General features: G+C 74.0%; 19 protein-coding genes. 2 read left to right on the top strand and 17 right to left on the bottom strand.

The genetic code is table 11. The annotated features are described in order from the left end of the window. Positions 1 to 38: 38 nt before the first annotated feature. The 9 genes from trpA to hisI all read right to left on the bottom strand — a co-directional run bounded on the left by trpA (position 39) and on the right by hisI (position 6,940). Positions 39 to 851 carry a tryptophan synthase subunit alpha gene (gene trpA / locus AB0F38_RS04520; RefSeq protein WP_361886429.1) on the bottom strand — a complete coding sequence of 271 codons (813 nt, stop codon included), beginning with the start codon at positions 849 to 851 and terminating at the stop codon, positions 39 to 41. After that, entirely contained in the window at positions 848 to 2,086 is a 1,239-nt protein-coding gene (gene trpB, locus AB0F38_RS04515; protein ID WP_361886426.1) for a tryptophan synthase subunit beta, read from the bottom strand. Before trpB ends, trpA begins: the two co-directional genes overlap by 4 nt. A gap of 145 nt (positions 2,087 to 2,231) precedes the next feature. Beyond that, a complete protein-coding gene (locus tag AB0F38_RS04510) occupies positions 2,232 to 2,498 on the bottom strand; it encodes a tryptophan synthase subunit(beta) (protein WP_361886423.1) in 267 nt (88 codons plus the stop codon). A gap of 8 nt (positions 2,499 to 2,506) precedes the next feature. Continuing rightward, on the bottom strand, positions 2,507 to 3,316 hold the full coding sequence (trpC, locus tag AB0F38_RS04505; protein WP_361886420.1) for an indole-3-glycerol phosphate synthase TrpC: 810 nt from the start codon (positions 3,314 to 3,316) through the stop codon (positions 2,507 to 2,509). A 115-nt stretch (positions 3,317 to 3,431) separates the two neighbouring features. Beyond that, complete coding sequence (locus tag AB0F38_RS04500; RefSeq protein WP_361886417.1) at positions 3,432 to 3,950, bottom strand: DUF2752 domain-containing protein; 519 nt, start codon at positions 3,948 to 3,950, stop codon at positions 3,432 to 3,434. A gap of 83 nt (positions 3,951 to 4,033) precedes the next feature. Next, positions 4,034 to 4,285, bottom strand: coding sequence for an HGxxPAAW family protein (locus tag AB0F38_RS04495; RefSeq protein ID WP_361886414.1), 252 nt, complete (start codon positions 4,283 to 4,285; stop codon positions 4,034 to 4,036). A gap of 95 nt (positions 4,286 to 4,380) precedes the next feature. Beyond that, entirely contained in the window at positions 4,381 to 5,040 is a 660-nt protein-coding gene (locus AB0F38_RS04490; protein WP_361886412.1) for a TIGR02234 family membrane protein, read from the bottom strand. Further along, positions 5,040 to 6,548: an anthranilate synthase component I gene (locus AB0F38_RS04485; RefSeq protein WP_361886409.1), complete on the bottom strand. Its 1,509-nt coding sequence runs from the start codon at positions 6,546 to 6,548 to the stop codon at positions 5,040 to 5,042. Before AB0F38_RS04485 ends, AB0F38_RS04490 begins: the two co-directional genes overlap by 1 nt. Positions 6,549 to 6,559: 11 nt before the next feature. Further along, complete coding sequence (hisI, locus tag AB0F38_RS04480) at positions 6,560 to 6,940, bottom strand: phosphoribosyl-AMP cyclohydrolase (protein ID WP_361886406.1); 381 nt, start codon at positions 6,938 to 6,940, stop codon at positions 6,560 to 6,562. A gap of 85 nt (positions 6,941 to 7,025) precedes the next feature. Here hisI and AB0F38_RS04475 point away from each other — a divergent pair, with 85 nt between their 5' ends. Then, positions 7,026 to 7,658, top strand: a complete 633-nt coding sequence (locus AB0F38_RS04475) for a TIGR03085 family metal-binding protein (protein WP_361886403.1) — start codon at positions 7,026 to 7,028, stop codon at positions 7,656 to 7,658. Between the two features lie 35 nt (positions 7,659 to 7,693). Here AB0F38_RS04475 and AB0F38_RS04470 read toward each other — a convergent pair whose 3' ends face one another. From AB0F38_RS04470 to AB0F38_RS04460, 3 genes are all read right to left on the bottom strand, one after another. Continuing rightward, the gene (locus AB0F38_RS04470; RefSeq protein WP_361886400.1) at positions 7,694 to 9,292 is read right to left on the bottom strand and encodes a cation acetate symporter; all 1,599 of its coding nucleotides are present in this window, start codon (positions 9,290 to 9,292) and stop codon (positions 7,694 to 7,696) included. 221 nt (positions 9,293 to 9,513) lie between these two features. Continuing rightward, positions 9,514 to 10,869 carry a helix-turn-helix domain-containing protein gene (locus AB0F38_RS04465; RefSeq protein WP_361886397.1) on the bottom strand — a complete coding sequence of 452 codons (1,356 nt, stop codon included), beginning with the start codon at positions 10,867 to 10,869 and terminating at the stop codon, positions 9,514 to 9,516. Between the two features lie 201 nt (positions 10,870 to 11,070). Beyond that, positions 11,071 to 13,803 (bottom strand): LuxR family transcriptional regulator, encoded by a 2,733-nt coding sequence (locus tag AB0F38_RS04460; RefSeq protein WP_361886783.1) that lies wholly within the window; start codon positions 13,801 to 13,803, stop codon positions 11,071 to 11,073. A 179-nt stretch (positions 13,804 to 13,982) separates the two neighbouring features. Here AB0F38_RS04460 and AB0F38_RS04455 point away from each other — a divergent pair, with 179 nt between their 5' ends. Next, complete coding sequence (locus tag AB0F38_RS04455) at positions 13,983 to 14,756, top strand: alpha/beta fold hydrolase (protein WP_361886394.1); 774 nt, start codon at positions 13,983 to 13,985, stop codon at positions 14,754 to 14,756. Positions 14,757 to 14,820: 64 nt separating this feature from the next. On the opposite strand, the gene AB0F38_RS04450 is transcribed toward AB0F38_RS04455, so the two are convergent. The 5 genes from AB0F38_RS04450 to hisH all read right to left on the bottom strand — a co-directional run bounded on the left by AB0F38_RS04450 (position 14,821) and on the right by hisH (position 18,452). Continuing rightward, a complete protein-coding gene (locus AB0F38_RS04450; protein WP_361886780.1) occupies positions 14,821 to 15,702 on the bottom strand; it encodes a dienelactone hydrolase family protein in 882 nt (293 codons plus the stop codon). A 236-nt stretch (positions 15,703 to 15,938) separates the two neighbouring features. Further along, the gene (gene hisF, locus AB0F38_RS04445; RefSeq protein ID WP_361886392.1) at positions 15,939 to 16,694 is read right to left on the bottom strand and encodes an imidazole glycerol phosphate synthase subunit HisF; all 756 of its coding nucleotides are present in this window, start codon (positions 16,692 to 16,694) and stop codon (positions 15,939 to 15,941) included. Next, a complete protein-coding gene (locus AB0F38_RS04440) occupies positions 16,691 to 17,089 on the bottom strand; it encodes a RidA family protein (RefSeq protein ID WP_361886389.1) in 399 nt (132 codons plus the stop codon). Before AB0F38_RS04440 ends, hisF begins: the two co-directional genes overlap by 4 nt. Beyond that, complete coding sequence (gene priA / locus AB0F38_RS04435) at positions 17,086 to 17,811, bottom strand: bifunctional 1-(5-phosphoribosyl)-5-((5-phosphoribosylamino)methylideneamino)imidazole-4-carboxamide isomerase/phosphoribosylanthranilate isomerase PriA (RefSeq protein ID WP_361886386.1); 726 nt, start codon at positions 17,809 to 17,811, stop codon at positions 17,086 to 17,088. Before priA ends, AB0F38_RS04440 begins: the two co-directional genes overlap by 4 nt. Continuing rightward, positions 17,811 to 18,452: an imidazole glycerol phosphate synthase subunit HisH gene (gene hisH / locus AB0F38_RS04430; RefSeq protein WP_361886383.1), complete on the bottom strand. Its 642-nt coding sequence runs from the start codon at positions 18,450 to 18,452 to the stop codon at positions 17,811 to 17,813. The genes priA and hisH overlap by 1 nt, the downstream gene beginning before the upstream one ends. Positions 18,453 to 18,457: the final 5 nt, after the last annotated feature.

Here is an 18,457-nt window from a genome sequence, read left to right as displayed (position 1 = left end):
CCCCGGTCCCAGGTCCACCCGAACGGGTGCGGACCGAGTCAGCGCTTTCGAACGCCCTCGGCGAGTTCGCCGGCCAGCTCACGGACGGCTACGAGGCCGGCGGCCGCGTCCGGGGCGTCCAGCATCCGCTTGACGAACGCCGAGCCGACGATCACCCCGTCGGCGAAGGCCGCGACCTGCCGGGCGTGCTCGGGCGTGGACACACCGATGCCGACGCAGACCGGCAGGTCGGTGGTGGCACGGGTGCGCCGCACCAGTTCCTGGGCCTGCTCGCCGACCGACTCCCGGGTACCGGTGACGCCCATGAGCGAGGAGGCGTACACGAAGCCGGAACCGGCCGCCGTGATGGCGGCGAGACGCGCGTCCCGGCTGCTCGGCGCGACGACGAAGACGGTGGCGAGACCGTGCTTCTCGGCGTGCTCGCGCCACGGTCCGGACTCCTGGACCGGCAGGTCCGGCAGGATGCACCCGGCACCGCCCGCCTCGGCGAGCTCGGCGGTGAAGCGTTCGACCCCGTAGCGGTCGATCGGGTTCCAGTACGTCATGACGAGGACGGGGACACCCGTGGCCTCGTGCGCCTCGCGGACCGTGCGCATGATGTCCGCGATCCTGACGCCGCCGCGCAGCGCGATGTCGTCGGCGGTCTGGATGACCGGCCCGTCGAGCACCGGGTCGCTGTGCGGGAGGCCCACCTCGACGATGTCGGCGCCGCCCGCGACGACCGCCTTGACCGCCTCGATGCCGCCGTCGACGGTCGGGAAGCCGCCGGGCAGGTAGGCGATGAGCGCGGCCCGGTCCTGGGCCGCCGCCTTCGCCAGCGTCGCCTCGAGGAGCTCTCGGTTGCCGCTCACTTCTCCTCCTCCTGGTCGTACAGGCCGAAGTACCGTGCGGCCGTGTCCATGTCCTTGTCCCCGCGGCCGGACAGGTTGACCAGGATCAGCCCGTCCTTGCCCAGCTCCCGCCCGACCTCCAGGGCACCGGCCAGGGCGTGCGCGCTCTCGATGGCCGGGATGATCCCCTCGGTGCGGGACAGGAGGCGCAGCGCCTGCATGGCGGCGTCGTCGGTCACCGCGCGGTATTCGCCGCGGCCGACGTCCTTGAGGTAGGCGTGCTCCGGGCCGATGCCCGGGTAGTCGAGGCCGGCCGAGATGGAGTACGGCTCGGTGATCTGGCCCTCGTCGTCCTGGAGGACGTACGACCGGGAGCCGTGCAGGATCCCGGGCTCGCCCGCGGTCAGCGTCGCCGCGTGCTCACCGCTCTCCACGCCGTGTCCGGCGGGCTCGCAGCCGATCAGCCGGACGCCCGCGTCCGGGATGAAGGCGTGGAAGAGGCCGATGGCGTTGGAACCGCCGCCGACGCAGGCGACCGCGGCGTCCGGCAGCCGGCCGGTGCGCTCCAGGATCTGGCGGCGGGCCTCGACACCGATGACCCGGTGGAAGTCGCGGACCATCGCCGGGAACGGGTGCGGCCCGGCGACCGTGCCGAAGAGGTAGTGCGTGCGGTCCACGTTGGCGACCCAGTCGCGGAACGCCTCGTTGATGGCGTCCTTGAGCGTCCTGGAACCGGACGTCACGGCGATGACCTCGGCCCCGAGCATCCGCATCCGCGCCACGTTCAGCGCCTGCCGCTCGGTGTCGACCTCACCCATGTAGATGGTGCACTCGAGCCCGAAGAGGGCGCAGGCGGTCGCCGTGGCGACGCCGTGCTGGCCGGCTCCGGTCTCGGCGATGACCCGGGTCTTGCCCATGCGCCTGGTGAGCAGCGCCTGGCCCAGGACGTTGTTGATCTTGTGCGAGCCGGTGTGGTTCAGGTCCTCGCGCTTGAGGAAGATTCGGGCACCTCCGGCGTGCTCGGCGAAGCGCGGGACCTCCGTCAGCGCGCTGGGCCTGCCCGTGTAGTTGACCATGAGCTCGTTGAGCTCGGCGGCGAATGCCGGGTCGGCCTTGGCCTTGTCGTACTCGACGGCGACCTCGTCCACGGCGGCGACCAGCGCCTCCGGGATGAACTTGCCGCCGAACGCGCCGAAATACCCTTCGGCGCTGGGGATCAGACCCTCGGGGTCCGGAATGAAGAAGTCGGACGACATGCGGTGTACTCCTCGACCTGCGACGGGTGGTTTCACCGTGTGCGCCGTGAGCGGAGCGCCGCACCGGCCGGTGAGCGGTCGGTGCGGTGGGTCGGCGGCTCCCCCGGCGCGAGGTGCGCGGAGGGAGGGCGACGGCCGGGGTTCGCTACGGCGCGGACCCCGTGCGCCATCGCATGCCGTTGACCTGTCCCGGTTCGTCGCCGATCACGTACCGGACCCGCCGGCCGTGCACCCGCCGGGCGGGGGCCCGGCAGCCGCGGTGCCAGAACGGCGGCGCGCAGCGCCTGGGCTGGGGGTGGTCGCGAGGGGCGGGCGGGGGGCAACCGCGCGGCTGCGGCCCGTGGGGGTCCCGGGCCGTCGCCCCGGCGGGGCGCAGGCCCGGCCGGGTGCGGGGCGCGGGACGGTCGGGCACGGGTGAGGTCAGCCCCGTCCGTGCCGCAGCGCGGGGTGGGTGCCGGCGGCGACCAGGTCGGCCACGGCGGCGCGCGGGTCGCGGCCGGTGACCAGGGACTCGCCGACCAGCACGGCGTCGGCGCCGGCGTTGGCGTAGGCGATGAGGTCGTGCGGGCCGCGGACGCCGGACTCGGCGACCTTGACGATGTGGTCGGGGATCTCGGGGGCGACGCGTTCGAAGGTGGAGCGGTCGACCTTGAGGTCCTTCAGGTTACGCGCGTTGACACCGATGATCTTCGCTCCGGCGTCCACGGCGCGCTCCGCCTCCTCCTCGTCGTGCGCCTCGACGAGCGGCGTCAGGCCGATCGACTCGGCGCGCTCGATCAGCGAGACCAGGGCCTCCTGGTCGAGGGCGGCGACGATCAGCAGGGCGAGGTCGGCGCCGTAGGCCCGTGCCTCCCACAGCTGGTACGAGGTGACGATGAAGTCCTTGCGCAGGATCGGGATGTCGACCCTGGCGCGGACGGCTTCCAGGTCGGCGAGCGAGCCGCCGAAGCGGCGCTCCTCGGTGAGGACCGAGATGACGGACGCCCCGCCGGCCTCGTAGTCCCCGGCGAGCGCCGCCGGGTCGGCGATGGCTGCCAGGGCCCCCTTGGAGGGGCTGGAGCGCTTGACCTCGCAGATGACGGTCACGCCCTCGCCGCGCAGGGCGGCGACTCCGTCCTTGGCCTGGGGAGCGCGCGCCGCGCGCTCCTTGAGCTCGTCGAGGCTGACACGCGTCTGCCGCTCCGCGAGGTCGGCGCGGACGCCGTCGATGATCTCGTCGAGCACACTCACGCGAGCGGCCCCCTTCCGGAACGGTGATGAGGGAACACGATCAGACTTCTCGATGGTATCCGCAGGAGGCCGCAGGGCCCGCATCCGGAGACGGTACGTCCCACTACCTGGGCATTCACGGCGCCAGCCCTGACCCGAACGGCAGGTTCCGGAGGACCGAGAAGGCCAGCAGCACGACCCCCAGGCCCCACAGGTGGACGGGCGCGAGTGCGATGCGCAGGGGCTGTCCCCGGCTCGCGCGGACCATCCAGAGCAGCCACACCGCGGCGAAGACGACGTAGCCGGCGACCGCCAGGGCGTTGGAGCCCAGCGCCGCGACGAGGTCGCCGTGGGCGAAGGCGTGGGCGCTGCGCAGCCCTCCGCAGCCGGGGCAGAGGATGCCGGTGAACCGGAGCACGGGACAGACCGGGTAGTGGCCGGGTTCGTTGGGGTCGACGGTGGCCACGTAGCCGAAGGCTCCGACGACGGCCGCCATGACCCCGACGGGTGTGGCCAGCCGCCTCAGCCAGGAGACCGGTGCGGGCGCCGGGGGGAACACGGGGCCGTGACCGGCCGGGGGCGCCGGGGCGGCCCGTCCGCGATCGGCGGGTACGGGGGCCGGGCCCGGGGCGGCGGGAGAAGCTGAAGCGTCCACCCGCCGATTGTCCCCGCTGACGCGGAAAGGCGCAGCCCGCTCCGGGCTGCGCCTCGCGTCGTGTCGCCGTGGCGGCACGGTGCTCAGGAGGAGATCTGCGCCTGTCCGGCACGGGCCCTGGCCGCGGCCAGCTCGGCCGACTCCTTCGGCATGCCGAGGCCGGCGACCTTCATGGCGAGACCGACGGCACCGCCGAGGAGGGTGACGGCGATTCCGGCCCAGAAGCCGAGCGGGTTCGCCGCGACCATGAAGACGCCTGCGACGCAGAAGCCGATGAAGCAGATGATGACACCGGTCCAGGCGGCCGGGGTGTGTCCGTGGCTGCTGCCCGCCATGAGTTGCTCCTCGTTGGTGTTGCGCTGAAGGTATCGCTGTACAGAAAGCTCGGTGCCATTGTCCCGTACGTGCCGTGGGACCTGAGCCCGGGGGGTCATGCCTCGCGCGTCGGGTCCTCGCCGCGGTCCAGGGCCTTCCACAGGTCCTCGGGCCGGTCGGGGTCCGGGGCGGTGCGGGGGGCCTTGCGGGGGCGAGGGGTGCCGTCGCGCTCGTACCGTCCCGACATGGCGGGCCAGCGGCTGCCGTAGCGCAGGGCGAGCAGTCCGGCGAGCAGGATCAGCAGTCCGCCGACGGCCGTGACGTACGGCCACGCGGTGTGGCTCAGGGCCTGGATGGTGGCCGAGGCGTTGCCGGTGGTCTGCGCGGCCTTCTCGTCGAGCGCCTGACTGTCGGACGCTCCGGCGTAGGCGCTCAGTCCGGCGCCGAGGCCGCTGAGGGCCAGCAGCCCGGCGACGAGCGTCCGGCCGCTGCTGCGGACGGCGAAGACGGCGACGAGGGCGGCCAGGCCGACGACGGCCAGGGCCGCCGGGAGGCCCGTGACGTCCTGGCCGTCCGCGGTCAGCGGCAGAGTGCCGCCGCCGACGGCTGCCCTGCCCTCCGCCCAGGTCTGCCCGGAGGCGAGGAGCACGACGGTGGCGCCTGCGGCTCCGAGGAGCAGGCCGGCGCCCAGGCTTCGGCGGCTTCCCGCGCTGTCGGGCGCGGAGGCGGCCCGGCCACGGGGCTGGGGTACGGGGACAGCACTCACGTACTCCACTATCCCCTACCGGCTCCGTGGGCCCGGAGCCGGTTCGCCGTATGCACGGCCCGCAGGACCGCGGCGGCCTTGTTGCGGCACTCGGTGTCCTCGCCCACCGGGTCGGAGTCGGCGACGACTCCGGCTCCGGCCTGGACGTACGCGGTGCCGCCGCGGAGCAGGGCGGTCCGGATGGCGATGGCGGTGTCGGAGTCGCCGGCGAAGTCGAGGTAGCCGACGCATCCCCCGTACAGGCCTCGGCGGGTGGGTTCGAGCTCCTCGATGATCTGCATGGCGCGCGGCTTGGGGGCGCCTGAGAGGGTGCCCGCGGGGAAGCACGCGGTGAGGACGTCGAAGGCGCTGCGGCCCTCGGCGACGCGCCCGGTGACGGTGGACACGATGTGCATCACGTGCGAGTACCGCTCGACGGACATGAAGTCGACGACCTCGACGCTGCCGGGTTCGCAGACCCGTCCCAGATCGTTGCGGCCGAGGTCGACGAGCATCAGGTGCTCGGCGCGTTCCTTCGGGTCGCCGAGGAGCTCCTCGGCGAGCGCCTGGTCCTCCTGCGGGGTGGCGCCGCGGTGCCGGGTCCCGGCGATCGGGTGGACCATGGCCCGGCCGTCCTCGACCTTGACGAGCGCTTCCGGGCTGGAGCCGACGACGTCGAAGCCGTCGAAGCGGAAGAGGTACATGTACGGCGAGGGGTTGGTGGCGCGCAGGACCCGGTAGACGTCCAGCGCGCTTGCCGTGCAGGGCGTTTCGAACCGCTGGGAGGGCACCACCTGGAAGGCCTCGCCGGCCCTGATGCGCTCCTTGATGTCGTCGACGGCGTCCTGGTAGGCCTCTGCGCCCCACAGGGCGGTGTACGGCGGGAGCTCGGAGGGCGGCAGGGCGGCAGGGGCGTTCTCCACCGGCCTGGACAGGTCCCGTTCCATGGCGTCGAGCCGGGCGACCGCGTCGGCGTGGGCCTCGTCGACCCCGGTGTCCAGGTCGTTGTGGTTGATCGCGTTGGCGATCAGCAGGACCGTGCCGTCCCCGTGGTCGAGCACGGCGAGGTCCGAGGTGAGCAGCATGGTCAGCTCGGGAAGCTCCAGGTCGTCGCCGCCGTGTTCGGTGATCTTCTCCAGCCGGCGCACGATGTCGTACCCGAGATAGCCGACCATGCCCCCGGTGAACGGCGGCAGACCCTCCCCGCCGACCAGGTCGCGCGGGGTGTGCAGGGTCTCGACCGTGGCGCGCAGGGCCTGCAGCGGGTCCCCGTCGAGGGGGACGCCGACGGGCGGGGCGCCCAGCCAGTGCGCCTGTCCGCCGACGGCGGTGAGAGTGGCGGCGCTGCGCACCCCGATGAAGGAGTAGCGGGACCAGGTACGGCCGTTCTCCGCGGATTCGAGGAGGAAGGTGCCGGTGCGCTCTGCCGCGAGCTTGCGGTAGAGGCCGACCGGGGTGTCACCGTCGGCGAGGAGCCGGCGGCTGACGGGGATGACGCGCCGGTCGACGGCGAGCTTGCGGAAGGTCTCGAGATCCATGGCGGCTGACCTTACTGGGGCACGGAGAGCGGGAGGACGTCTGCGTCGAAGCAGGTGCGGTCGCCCGTGTGGCAGGCGGCCCCGGTCTGGTCGACCTTCACCAGGACCGTGTCGGCGTCGCAGTCCAGGGCGACGGACACGACCCGCTGGATGTGGCCGGACGTGTCGCCCTTGGCCCAGTACTCCTGGCGGCTGCGGGACCAGTAGGTGCAGCGGCCCGTGGTGAGGGTGCGGTGCAGCGCCTCGTCGTCCATCCAGCCGAGCATGAGCACCTCACCGGTGTCGTACTGCTGCGCGATGGCCGGGACCAGTCCGTCGGGGCCGCGCTTGAGGCGGGCGGCGACGGCCGGGTCGAGGTTGCTGGCGGGTGTGATGCCGGGCGTGCTGGTCATGCGCTCCATTGTGCCGCGCCGGGCGGGGCCGTCCGGGTGTGCGTCCACTGGGCGGACCGCGGGCGCCGGCCGTACGCTGGCGGGCATGTCGACCCATGCGAAGCGTGAACGTCTCCTGCTCGCCGACCTGTTGGAAGCGGCGGGTCCTGAGGCCCTGACCCTGTGCAACGGCTGGAAGACCCGAGATCTGGCCGCCCATGTCGTGGTGCGCGAGCGCCGTGCGGACGCCGCGGGCGGAATCGTGCTGGGTGTGCTGAAGAACCGGCTGGAGCGGGTGCAGGCCGAATTCGCCGCGAAGCCGTACGAGGAACTGATCCAGCTCATCCGTACGGGTCCGCCGCGGATGTCACCCTTCGGGCTGAAGCAGCTGGACGAGGCGGCCAACACGGTCGAGTTCTACATCCACGCGGAGGACGTGCGCCGGGCCCAGCCCGACTGGTCCCGGCGGGAGCTGGACCCGGTCTTCGCCGATGTGCTGTGGTCCCGCACCGAGAAAACGGCCCGGATGATGGGCCGCCGGTCCCCGGTCGGTGTGGTGCTGCGGCGCCCGGACGGCCAGACGGTGGTGGCCCACAAGGGCACCCCGGTGGTGACGGTCACCGGGGAGCCGGGTGAGCTGCTGCTGTTCGCGGCGGGCAGGCAGGACGCGGCTCGGGTGGAGCTGGACGGGGACAAGGACGCGCTGGCCCGGCTGCGTACGGCGGAGCTCGGCCTGTAGGGCCTGACGACGTGGCCGGGCCGGGCCGCCGCCGTTCAGGAATCGGTGCCCGCCCGCGCGGGTGCCCGGCGGGCCCGGTGGCGGGGCGCGTCCCGCGGTGCGTCCCGTCCCGGTCCCGAACCGAGCAGTCCGAGGAGGAACCCGGCGGGAATCGTGACCAGGCCCGGCGTCTGGAGCGGGAACACGTCGAAGTCCCACTCGGGGAAGAGCGCGACCGGGGAGCCGGAGAAGGCCGGTGACAGGATCATCAGGGTCGCGATCAGCGGCAGCGTTCCGTATACGGTCCACCGCACCCCCCGTGCGTGGAAACCCGGCCGGAAGAGGGCGTACAGCAGGACGGGCGGCAGGATCGAGGCCGCGGCGGCGAACGAGAGGGAGAGCAGCACCTGCGGATTGCGTTCGTGGGTGTACGCCGAGAGGAGCACGGCGAGCGCGCCGATCGCGAGGACGGCCCAGCGGGCCCGGCGGATCTCCCTGCGGGATGCCTTGCCGGCGCCCTGGGCACCGGACTTCGCCGTGAAGTCACGGGCCAGGGACGAGGCGGCGGCCAGGGTGATGCCGGCCACCGCGGCCAGGGTGGTGGCGAAGGCGGCACAGGCCACGAGCGCGAACAGCGGGCTGTCCCGCGGCCCGGAGGCGCCCGGGTCCAGGGCGCCGGTCACCATCAGCAGCGCGGTGCCGCCGGCCGGATCGGCGGCGCGCAGCAGGTCCCCTCCGATCAGGGCGGAGGCGCCGAGCCCGACGATGACGATGCAGGTGCACAGGAGGGCGACCGGGGCCACCGCCCAGACGCCGGCCCGGCGCGCGGTCCGGGCGTCGCGTATCGGATGCAGCCGCATCGTGATGTGTGGCATGCAGGCGGCGCCGAGGACGAGGGTGAGCTGGAATCCGATCAGATCGAGGCCGCCCGCGAGCCCGTGGCCGAACTGCAGCCCCGGCAGCGCGTAGTCGCCGCCCGCCTTGCTGCCCACCCGGGCGGCGTCGAAGAGGGCGAACGGGGACCAGTCGAAGCGGGCGAGGACGAGTCCGGCGAGCAGGGTGACGGCGGCCAGCACCACGGCGACCTTGAGGATCTGGATGAAGCCGGTCCCGCGCATGCCGCCGAAGGCCGAGTAGCAGACCATCAGCGCGCCGCTGGCGACCGTGCAGCCGGTGAGCGCGCCGTCGGGGAGTCCGAACATCGCCGTCATGACGTGCCCGGCGGTGGTCAGCTGGACGAGGAGCAGCGGGGCGAGGACCACGAGGGTGGCGACGCCCAGTGCCCGGCGTACGGAGCCGTCCCCGAGCCGGTCCGCGAGGAAGTCGCCGAGGGTGAACACGCCCTGGCGGCGCAGCCGTTCGGCGAAGAGGCGCATGACCAGGACCAGCGAGGCGACGGTGGCCAGGGCGAACAGGACGCCGTCGAACCCGGCGAGGGCGACGGATCCGGTGGTGGAGAGGAGGGTGGCCGCCGACACGTAGTCGCCGGCGATGGCGAGTCCGCCGCCGACGGGGCCGAGTGAGGCACCGCCCGCGTAGAAGTGATCCGGGTCGTCCTGGTCCGCCGCGGCCAGGCCGCACAGCAGCAGGGACACGGCGACGAAGCCGAGGAAGATGACCACGGCCAGGGACCGTGCGTCGATCGCGCCGCTCACCGGGTTCGCTCCGCCGGCTCGGCCGTACAAGGGGCAGCTGAAGGCATGCGCGCCAGGGCATCAGGCGGGACGGGCGCGGTACAGGGGGCGGGGCGCGGGCGCGGCGCCCGTACAGCCCTCGCGGGCCGGACGTGTGCGTCCGCACAACGCGGGGCCCCGCGCTCCGCGTGGTGCGGGGACGGCCCGCGCCCGCGCGGCCCGGTACGGCACCGTCCCCCGCCTCAACGGCCCAGCAGCCGCCGCGCCGCCAGCGCCAGTGACACCTCGACCGCGTCCGACGGCCGCGTCAGGCAGCGCCCCGTCAGCTGCTCGAACCGCCGCAGCCGGTTCAGCACCGTGTTGCGGTGGCAGTACAGCCGCGCGCCCGCCCGCTGTGCCGATCCGTCGGAGTCGAGCCACGCGGTCAGCGTCTCGATGATCACGTCCCGGTCAGCCGGGTCGAGCCGGTCGAGCGGGCCGAGGACCCGGTCGGCCAGCGCGGTGCCGAGACCGGGTGAGGACACGACGAGAGCGGCCGGGAGGTGCTCGTCGAGCAGGACGGTGCCGCCGGACGCCGGGCAGGCCCGCAGCGCCGTCCCGGCGAGGCGCCGGGCGTCGCCGACCGAGGCGAGCCCGTCGACCACGGAGCTGATCCCGATCCGGGTACCGGGCGGCGCGGTCAGTTCCGCCGCCACCGAGGCGAGTTCGTCCTGCCCCGGGGCCCGGGACGTCCGGCCGGTGATGCCGGCGTCCGCCTCCCCCTCGCAGGGGGCGGGCTCGTCGGCCGTCACCGCCGCCGCCTCCAGCGGCAGGATGGCCAGTTCCGCGTCGCCGCCGGTGTGCCAGAGCACGGGTGTGCCCTCGGGCAGGGTCAGCGGCGGCCGGTCCGTGTCGTGCGGGGCGCGGCGCGCGGTGGCGACCGCGAGCACCGCGTACCGCCCCTGCACGGGGAGCCCCAGCATCGCCGCGGCGTCCGGCAGGTCGGCGATCCGGGCGGTGCCGTCCAGCAGCGCCGCCGTCATCAGGCGCTGCTGGTTCTCGCGGCGCCAGGTCAGGCGCCGCTCGGCCTGCCGGTAGGCCTCGGCCACGACCCCGCAGTGCTCGTCGACGAAGTTCCAGACGTCCGCCGCGACATGGACGAGCAGCCGGATGTCCTCGGGGTGGCGGCGGGCGGTGTCGTCGACCAGGTCCTGCCAGACCATCGCCCCGCCCATCCGGAAGGCGTGCATGACCGCGTCGAGCGGTACGCCCTGTTCGGCCCGGGTCTCGCCGATCCACCGGGAGGTGCGGTGGGCGGCGTCGCGGAATTCCCGCGGCTGGATCAGGGAGGCGACGTTGTGCCGCAGCGAGTGGTGGACCTCCTGCCAGATCTCGGTGGGCTCGGTCTCGATCGCGGTGCGGTAGGCGGGCTCCTGCTCCCGCAGCGCCTCGACGAGCCGGTCCGTGAGTTCCGGCAGCGAATCCAGCAGCACGCGGGCCGCCCGGTGGAGCACGGCGACGGCCTCGCGGTCGGCCAGGGAGCGGAAGCGGTGCGGCAGCGGGGCGACGGGGGGCGGTCCGTGCAGCGCCCTGATCCGTGAACGTACGACCTGTGGCATGGCGGCCTCCACCGGGAATCGGCCGGCTCCGAAGAGGCCGGCCCGGTGCGCGGCCGGCCCCGGCACTGGGCAGGCGCACACCGAATGATCCTGACGACCGCAGAATGGCATACCGCCCGGTCGGTACCTAGGGGTGTGCGTGGTTCTTCTCATCACGGTCCTGCAACCTCGGCGTAACAGCCGGTGCCGCCCGGCTCCGGATCAGCGGTCCAGGAGCCGGGCCAGCTCGGTCCGGGACCGTACCCCCAGCGCGGCGAAGACGTTGCGCAGATGGTGGTCCACCGTCCGCGGGCTCACCGAGAGCCGCAGCGCCACCTCACGGTTGGTGGCGCCCTCCGCGACACAGCGGGCGATCCTCTGCTGCTGCGGGGTCAGCCCGGCCAGCGGTCCCGCGCCGCCCTGGTCCGGCACGTCCACCGCCTCGCCGGCCGCCCGCAGCTCCCCGCCCGCCCGGTCGGCCCAGGCGCGGGCGGAGCAGCGTTCGAAGGCGACCAGGGCGTCGCGCAGCGGGCCGCGGGCCTCACGGGTGCGCCGGCGGCGGCGCAGGGACTGGCCGTGGAGCAGCTGGGTGCGGGCACGCTCGAAATGGCCCCCCGCGCGGTCGTGGTGGGCGAGCGCCTCCTCGTAGTGCGCGGCGGCCTCCTCCGGAGGTGCCAGCAGGGCGCGGCAGCGGGCCAGCTGGGCGGGGGCCTGCGGGTCGGTGGTCCGGGTGGCCCACAGCGCGAACTCCTTTACCGCCATGGCGAGTTCGTCGGCTTCTTCGTCCGCGCGGCCGGAGAGGACCACGGCCTCGACGTAGCACGGCACGGCGAGCAGCCGGGTGGCGAAGTGCCCCGTCCCCGGGCCCGGTCTGACGAGCGGTCCGAGCCGGGCCGCCGCCTCCCCGGACCGGCCGGCCGCCAGGTCCGCGCGGGCCACCGCCCAGGTGGCGAGCATGGCCGCCTGGGTCAGGCCGTGCGGCCCCGCCCCGGCCAGGGCGGCGTCGGCATGGGCGGCGCAGGCCTCGGCGGGCCCCTCCACGGAGGCGGCGAGGGCGAGTACGGCGTGCAGATGGGTGGCACCGTTGGGCTGCCCCGTGCGCCGGGCGGCGTGCAGCCCCTCCAGTGCGTGGGCGCGGGCCCGGGCGTGCTGTCCGGCGCGCAGTTCGGCGTACGCGAGCTGTTCCAGGGCCTGCGGCAGCAGGGCGTCCGGCCCCCGGGTGCGTACGGCGGCGAGCGCGCGGGCCCCGGTCCGGCAGGCCGCGTCGACCTCGCCGAGCACCAGGGCGCAGACGCCCGCCCGCAGCAGCTCGCCCGGGTTCTCGGCACGCTCGGCGGAGTCCAGACAGCACCGCAGCAACCCGTGGCCGCGTTCGGTGTGTCCGGCGAGTACGGCGCACATCCCGGCCCGGTACTGCGCCATGGCCCGGTCGGTCACGGGGACGGGGATGCGGTTCATGGCGTCCAGGTACGCGATGGCGTCCCCCATGTCCCAGGCGGCCTCCGCGGCGCCGAACAGGGCGTCCAGGGTGCGGCGCGGGTCGTGCGGGGCCAGCAGGGCCGCCGCCGTCAGGAGTGCTTCGCGGGCGTCGGCCGCCGGCCCGTCGCGCAGGGCCAGCATGCCGCGTACGTAGGGTGCGGCGCCCCCGGCGAGGTGGCCGCCGACGCGGGCCATCAGGGCGCGGGCCCGGCCGGCGTCCCCGGCCAGCCTGGCCTGGTCCGCGGCGGCGGTGAAGCGCGCGGCGCGCGCCGCGTCGTCGGTCGAGAGCGCGGCGGCGCGGGCCAGCGCGGCCGACCGCTCGGCGTGCGGCTGCGGGGCGGTGGCCGCCGCCTCCAGCTGCCCGGCGAGCGCGGCGTCCGGGCCGGGTACGGCGCAGGCCCGCTGCACGAGTGCGGGCAGCGAGGGCGCGCCGGGTCCGGCGAGCAGTCCGGCGAGGAGCCCGTGCACGGCCCGGCGGCGGCCGGGAGGGGCCCGGTGCAGGACCGCGCGGCGCAGCAGCGGATGGCTGAAGTGCACCCGGCTGCCCGCCCGCTGGAGGGCTCCGGCGCTCCCCGCGGGCGCGAACAGGACCCGGTCGAGGTGTGCGGCGGCCAGCCCGGCACGGGCACCGGCCCGCAGCAGCAGGGCGGCGTCCGCGCCCGCCCCTTCCGGTTCGTGCTCCTCCGCCGCGGCGGCCAGCAGGAGGAGCGTGTGGGTGTCGGGGGAGAGCCCGTCGAGGTGTGCGGCGTGGGCTTCCAGCACGCCCTCGCCTCCGGGCAGCGGATAGGGCAGCGCGGTGCGCCCGGCCAGTTGGTCGGGGGTGAGGCGGCCGACGAGTCCGGCCAGCAGCCGCGGGTTGCCTGCCGCTTCGCGCACGAGTTCGCTGCGTACGACGGGGTCGACGTCGCCCGTGGCCTCGGTGAACCGGTCCAGGAGCGCGGACGACGCGTCGGCGTCCAGGGGGCCGAGGCGGAGCGCGGGCAGCCCTGCGAAGCAGGTCTCGTCGGCGGCGCCGATCACCACGGCGACCCGGCTGCCCGCGCCGAGTCTGCGGGCCACGAAGCCGAGCGCGGCCCGGGAGTCGGGGTCCCAGGCGTGGGCGTCGTCCACGCAGACCAGCAGGGGCTGTTCGGCACCCAGGCCGCGCAGCAGCGCGAGCAGGCCGCCCGGGGTGATGCCGGAGCGCAGGACCCGGTCGGGCGGTACGGGCAGCGGGCCGGGGGCGGAGCAGAGCAGCGCGTGCAGCCCGCTGTAGGGCAGCCGTTGCTCGGTGGGGGCCGCGGCGGCGTACAGAACGGGCCCCTCCCGCCCTGCGCGGTAGTCGGCGGCGGTCTGTCCCAGCAGGGCGGTGCGGCCGAGGCCCGGCGGGGAGGTCAGCACGAGCGCGCCGCCGTCCCCTGCCCGCAGCTGTCCCAACAGGGATCCCAGAATGGCGAGTTCACCGCTGCGGCCGTACAGCCGGAGCGGACTGTGCACGGTCGTCGATGGGGTCACGCTCTCACGTTACTTTCGCGTAAACAGTGTCGGAAGGTTCGCGTCCGCTCCCCGTCCCGGGGAGGCCCGGTGCGGTGCGCGCTCCCAACGGAAGGCGGTACGGGCTGTGCACGGGCACAGTCCCGGCCCGGTGCGCCGCGCCCCGCCCGTAACGTCGGTGCATGGCTGCCGAATTCCGTACACACGACGGTCTGACCCTTCGTTACCGGTCCTGGTCGCGGGACCCGGACCCTTCCCTCCCCCCGGTGGTGCTGCTGCACGGCTTCGCCGTCGATGCCCGGCTGAACTGGGAGGGCCCCGGGGTCGTCGAGGCCCTCGTCGCGCGGGGCCGCCGGGTGTACGCACCGGACGCGCGCGGTCACGGCGACTCGGACAAGCCGCACGACGACGCGTACTACGGCGAGTCGCTGATGGCCCGTGACGTGAGCCTGCTGATCGACCGCACGGGCGCGGACCGCGTGCATCTGGCCGGCTATTCGATGGGGGCCGTGGTGGCACTGCTCGCGACGGCCGGCGATGCCCGGATCAGCCGTCTGGTGGTCGGCGGGATCGGTGCCGGCGCGGTGGAGGTGGGCGGTCTGGACACCCGGGCGATGCCGCCGGAGCTCGTGTCGGCGGCGCTGACGGCGCGGGACGCGGCGGACGTCCCCGAGCGGACGCGCGGTTTCCGGATACTGGCCGACGCGTCGGGGGCGGACCGGCCGGCGCTGGCCGCGCAGATCCGTTCGGTGCACCGGGGCGCGCTGCCGCTGGACGGGATCAAGGTCCCCACGCTGGTCCTGGCCGGGGAGAGCGATCCCCTCGCGATACGCCCCCGGGTGCTGGCCGACGCGATCGCGGGCGCGGAGCTGACCGTGCTGCCGGGCGACCATCTGACCGTCGTGCGCGACCCGGGGTTCGCCGAATCCCTCGCCCGGTTCCTGTCCGAGGGCTGAGGCCCGGTCGTACGAAAGGGCCGGACCGCGGTACGCGCGGCCCGGCCCCCGTCGTCCCCCGTGGTTACGAGGTGTGCGGGCAGTTGCCGCGGTACTCCGCGATCGTCAGGCTGGCCGACGGCAGCGGGCAGAGGAACTGCTCGTAGCGGGTGTCGTTGTCGATGAAGCGCTTCAGCCACGAGATGCTGTACTTCGCGATCGTGGTGTTGGAGGAGTTCGGGGTGAAGTGGCTGGCTCCCCGCAGCTCCAGGTACGCCTTGTCCAGAGAGCTGGGCAGCGAGTTGTAGAAGGGCTCCGAGTGCGTCGCGACCGGGGCGATCGAGTCGCCGTCCGCGCCGATGATCAGGGTCGGGGTCTTCACCTCGGGCCAGGTCTTGTCGGTGTTCCAGCCCGTCAGCGGGATCGCCGCCTGCAGCGTGGGGCGGCTCTTCGCGGCTTCGAGGGAGCCGCCGCCGCCCATGGAGTGGCCCATCACGCCGAGCCGGGAGGAGTCGATCCGGCCGCGCACGGAGCTCTGCTGGGTGAGGTAGTCCAGTGCGGACAGCAGCTGCCGGCCGCGGCTGTCGGGCTGGTCCACCGTGGTGTTGGTGTCGATGGTGAAGACGACGAAGCCCTGCGAGGCCAGGCGCGGCCCGAGCCAGGCGATGCTGGACTGGTAGGCGGTGAAGCCGGGCGAGATGACGACCGCGCCGAAGGTGCCGTCCGCGGTGGACGTCGGGTAGTAGATCGTGCCGCCGCCGAAGCCGCTGACGCTCAGCGAGGACACGGACGTCTGGGACGTGGCGTACGAGCCGCGGCTCGCCTCGATACTCGAGTTGCTCGGCGCCGGGCCGCGCTCGTACGGGTTGTCGGCGGCCTGGGCTCCGCCGGGGATCAGCGCGGTGACCAGACCCGCGGTGGCGGCCGCGGCGGCCAGACCGAGCCTGACGGAGCGGCTCTTCGACATCCGGTGGCGGCGCGGGGAGATGTCGCCGGAGGGGAGGTGCTGCACGAGGGGGGTCCTCTCGGTCGTGGCGGAGCCATGACACGGCAGCCGTCGGCCCCCGTCGTCCCGGGGTCTTCGGGGTGCACCGCGTGGGTACCGCCGTCATTCGTTGGCGGTCGCCACTTTCGCGGTGCACCCCGTGCGCGCACATCGGCGAGATCGCCGGTCTTCGCGATCGGCCCCCCTGCACGGCCCGGTCAGCGGACCGGGTGTCCGGCCTCCCGGAGCGCGTCCTTGACCTCGGAGATCCGCAGGTCACCGAAGTGGAAGACGGACGCGGCCAGGACCGCGTCGGCGCCCGCGTCGACGGCCGGCGGGAAGTCCGCGAGCCGGCCCGCTCCACCGGAGGCGATGACGGGGACGGTGACGTGCGCCCGTACCGCCTTGATCATCTCGGTGTCGTAGCCGTCCTTCGTGCCGTCGGCGTCCATCGAGTTGAGCAGGATCTCGCCCGCGCCGAGCTCGGCGGCCCGGTGCGCCCACTCGACTGCGTCGATGCCGGTGCCCCTGCGGCCGCCGTGCGTCGTCACCTCGAAGGTGCCCCCGGGGGTGCGGCGGGCGTCGACGGACAGCACGAGCACCTGGCGCCCGAAGCGTTCGGCGATCTCCCGGATCAGCTCGGGGCGGGCGATGGCCGCGGTGTTGACCCCGACCTTGTCGGCCCCGGCCCGCAGCAGCTTGTCCACGTCGTCGGGGGTGCGGACGCCACCGCCGACGGTGAGCGGGATGAAGACCTGCTCGGCGGTGCGGCGCACCACGTCGTACGTCGTCTCCCGGTCGCCGCTGGAGGCCGTGATGTCCAGGAAGGTCAGCTCGTCGGCGCCCTCGGCGTCGTACAGCTTGGCCATCTCGACGGGGTCGCCCGCGTCGCGCAGGTTCTGGAAGTTGACGCCCTTGACGACACGGCCGTTGTCCACGTCCAGGCACGGGATGACCCGTACGGCGAGCGTCATCGCTCACCTGCCCGGAAGGCCTCGACCTCGACCTCGACGACCAGGCCGGGGTCGACGAGGCCGGACACGATGATCATGGAAGCGGCCGGACGCACGTCGTCGAACAGCTCCTTGTGGGCGCGGCCCACCTCGTCGACGTCCCTGGCGTGGGTGAGGTACATCCGGGTGCGGACGACGTCCTCGCGCCCCAGACCCGTCTGCTTCAGCGCGTCGAAGGCCACCTGGAAGGAGGCCACTGCCTGCTCGTACGGACTGCCCGCCGAGATCTGGCCGTTGACCACCGAGGTGCAGCCGGCGACCAGGACCAGGCCGCCCGGGAGCTCCACCGCGCGGGAGTAGCCGAACTTCTCCTCCCACGGGGCGCCGGAGGAGATGCGGCGTACGGAGTCCGTCATGCGGAGACCGCCTTCAGGGCCTCCTCCAGGGTGAACGCCTTCGCGTACAGCGCCTTGCCGACGATCGCGCCCTCCACGCCGTCCGGTACGAGCGAGGAGATCGCCCGCAGGTCGTCCAGCGAGGAGACTCCGCCGGAGGCCACGACGGGCTTGTCGGTGGCGGCGCAGACGTTCTTCAGGAGCTCCAGGTTGGGGCCCTGCAGCGTGCCGTCCTTGGCGATGTCGGTGACGACGTAGCGGGCGCAGCCCTCGGAGTCGAGGCGGGCGAGCGTCTCGTAGAGGTCGCCGCCGTCGCGGGTCCAGCCGCGGCCGCGCAGCGTCGTACCGCGGACGTCCAGGCCGACGGCGATCTGGTCGCCGTGCTCGGCGATGACCTTGGCGACCCACTCGGGGGTCTCCAGGGCCGCGGTGCCGAGGTTGACCCGGCGGCAGCCCGTGGCGAGGGCGGCGGCGAGCGAGGCGTCGTCGCGGATGCCGCCGGAGAGCTCGACCTTGATGTCCATGGCACCGGCCACTTCGGCGATCAGCGCACGGTTGTCGCCGGTGCCGAAGGCGGCGTCCAGGTCGACGAGGTGCAGCCACTCGGCACCGGCGCGCTGCCAGGCGAGGGCGGCCTCCAGCGGGGAGCCGTAGGAGGTCTCGGAGCCGGACTCGCCGTGGACGAGGCGCACGGCCTGGCCGTCGCGTACGTCGACGGCGGGGAGCAGTTCAAGCTTCGGCATTACAGCGTCTCGATCCAGTTGGTCAGCAGCTGGGCGCCGGCATCGCCGGACTTCTCGGGGTGGAACTGGGTGGCCCACAGCGCGCCGTTCTCCACGGCCGCCACGAACCGCTCTCCGTGCGTGGCCCACGTGACCCTGGGAGCACGGATCTTGGCGTTGGTCACTTCGAGGGACCAGTCGTGCGCCGCGTAGGAGTGCACGAAGTAGTAGCGGGCCTCGGGGCCGAGCCCGGCGAAGAGCTGGGAGCCCTCGGGGGATTCGACGGTGTTCCAGCCCATGTGCGGGACGACGTCGGCCTTGAGCGGGCCGACGGTGCCGGGCCACTCGTCGAGGCCGTCGGTCTCGACGCCGTGCTCGATGCCGCGCTCGAACAGGATCTGCATGCCGACGCAGATGCCCATGACGGGCCGGCCGCCGGACAGTCTGCGGCCGATGATCCATTCCCCGCGTGCCCGCTTCAGCCCTTCCATGCAGGCCGAGAAGGCTCCGACGCCGGGGACGAGCAGCCCGTCGGCGTTCATCGCCGTGTCGAAGTCGCGGGTGATCTCCACGTCCGCGCCGACGTGGGCGAGGGCCCGCTCGGCGGAACGCACGTTTCCGAAGCCGTAGTCGAAGACGACGACCTTCTTGCTCTCACTCACAGTCC

It is taken from the genome of Streptomyces sp. NPDC025273, from assembly GCF_040638585.1.
Classification (GTDB): domain Bacteria; phylum Actinomycetota; class Actinomycetes; order Streptomycetales; family Streptomycetaceae; genus Streptomyces; species Streptomyces cinereorectus.
Note: the sequence above shows the minus strand (reverse complement) of the source record. Positions and strands in the feature narration are given on the sequence as shown.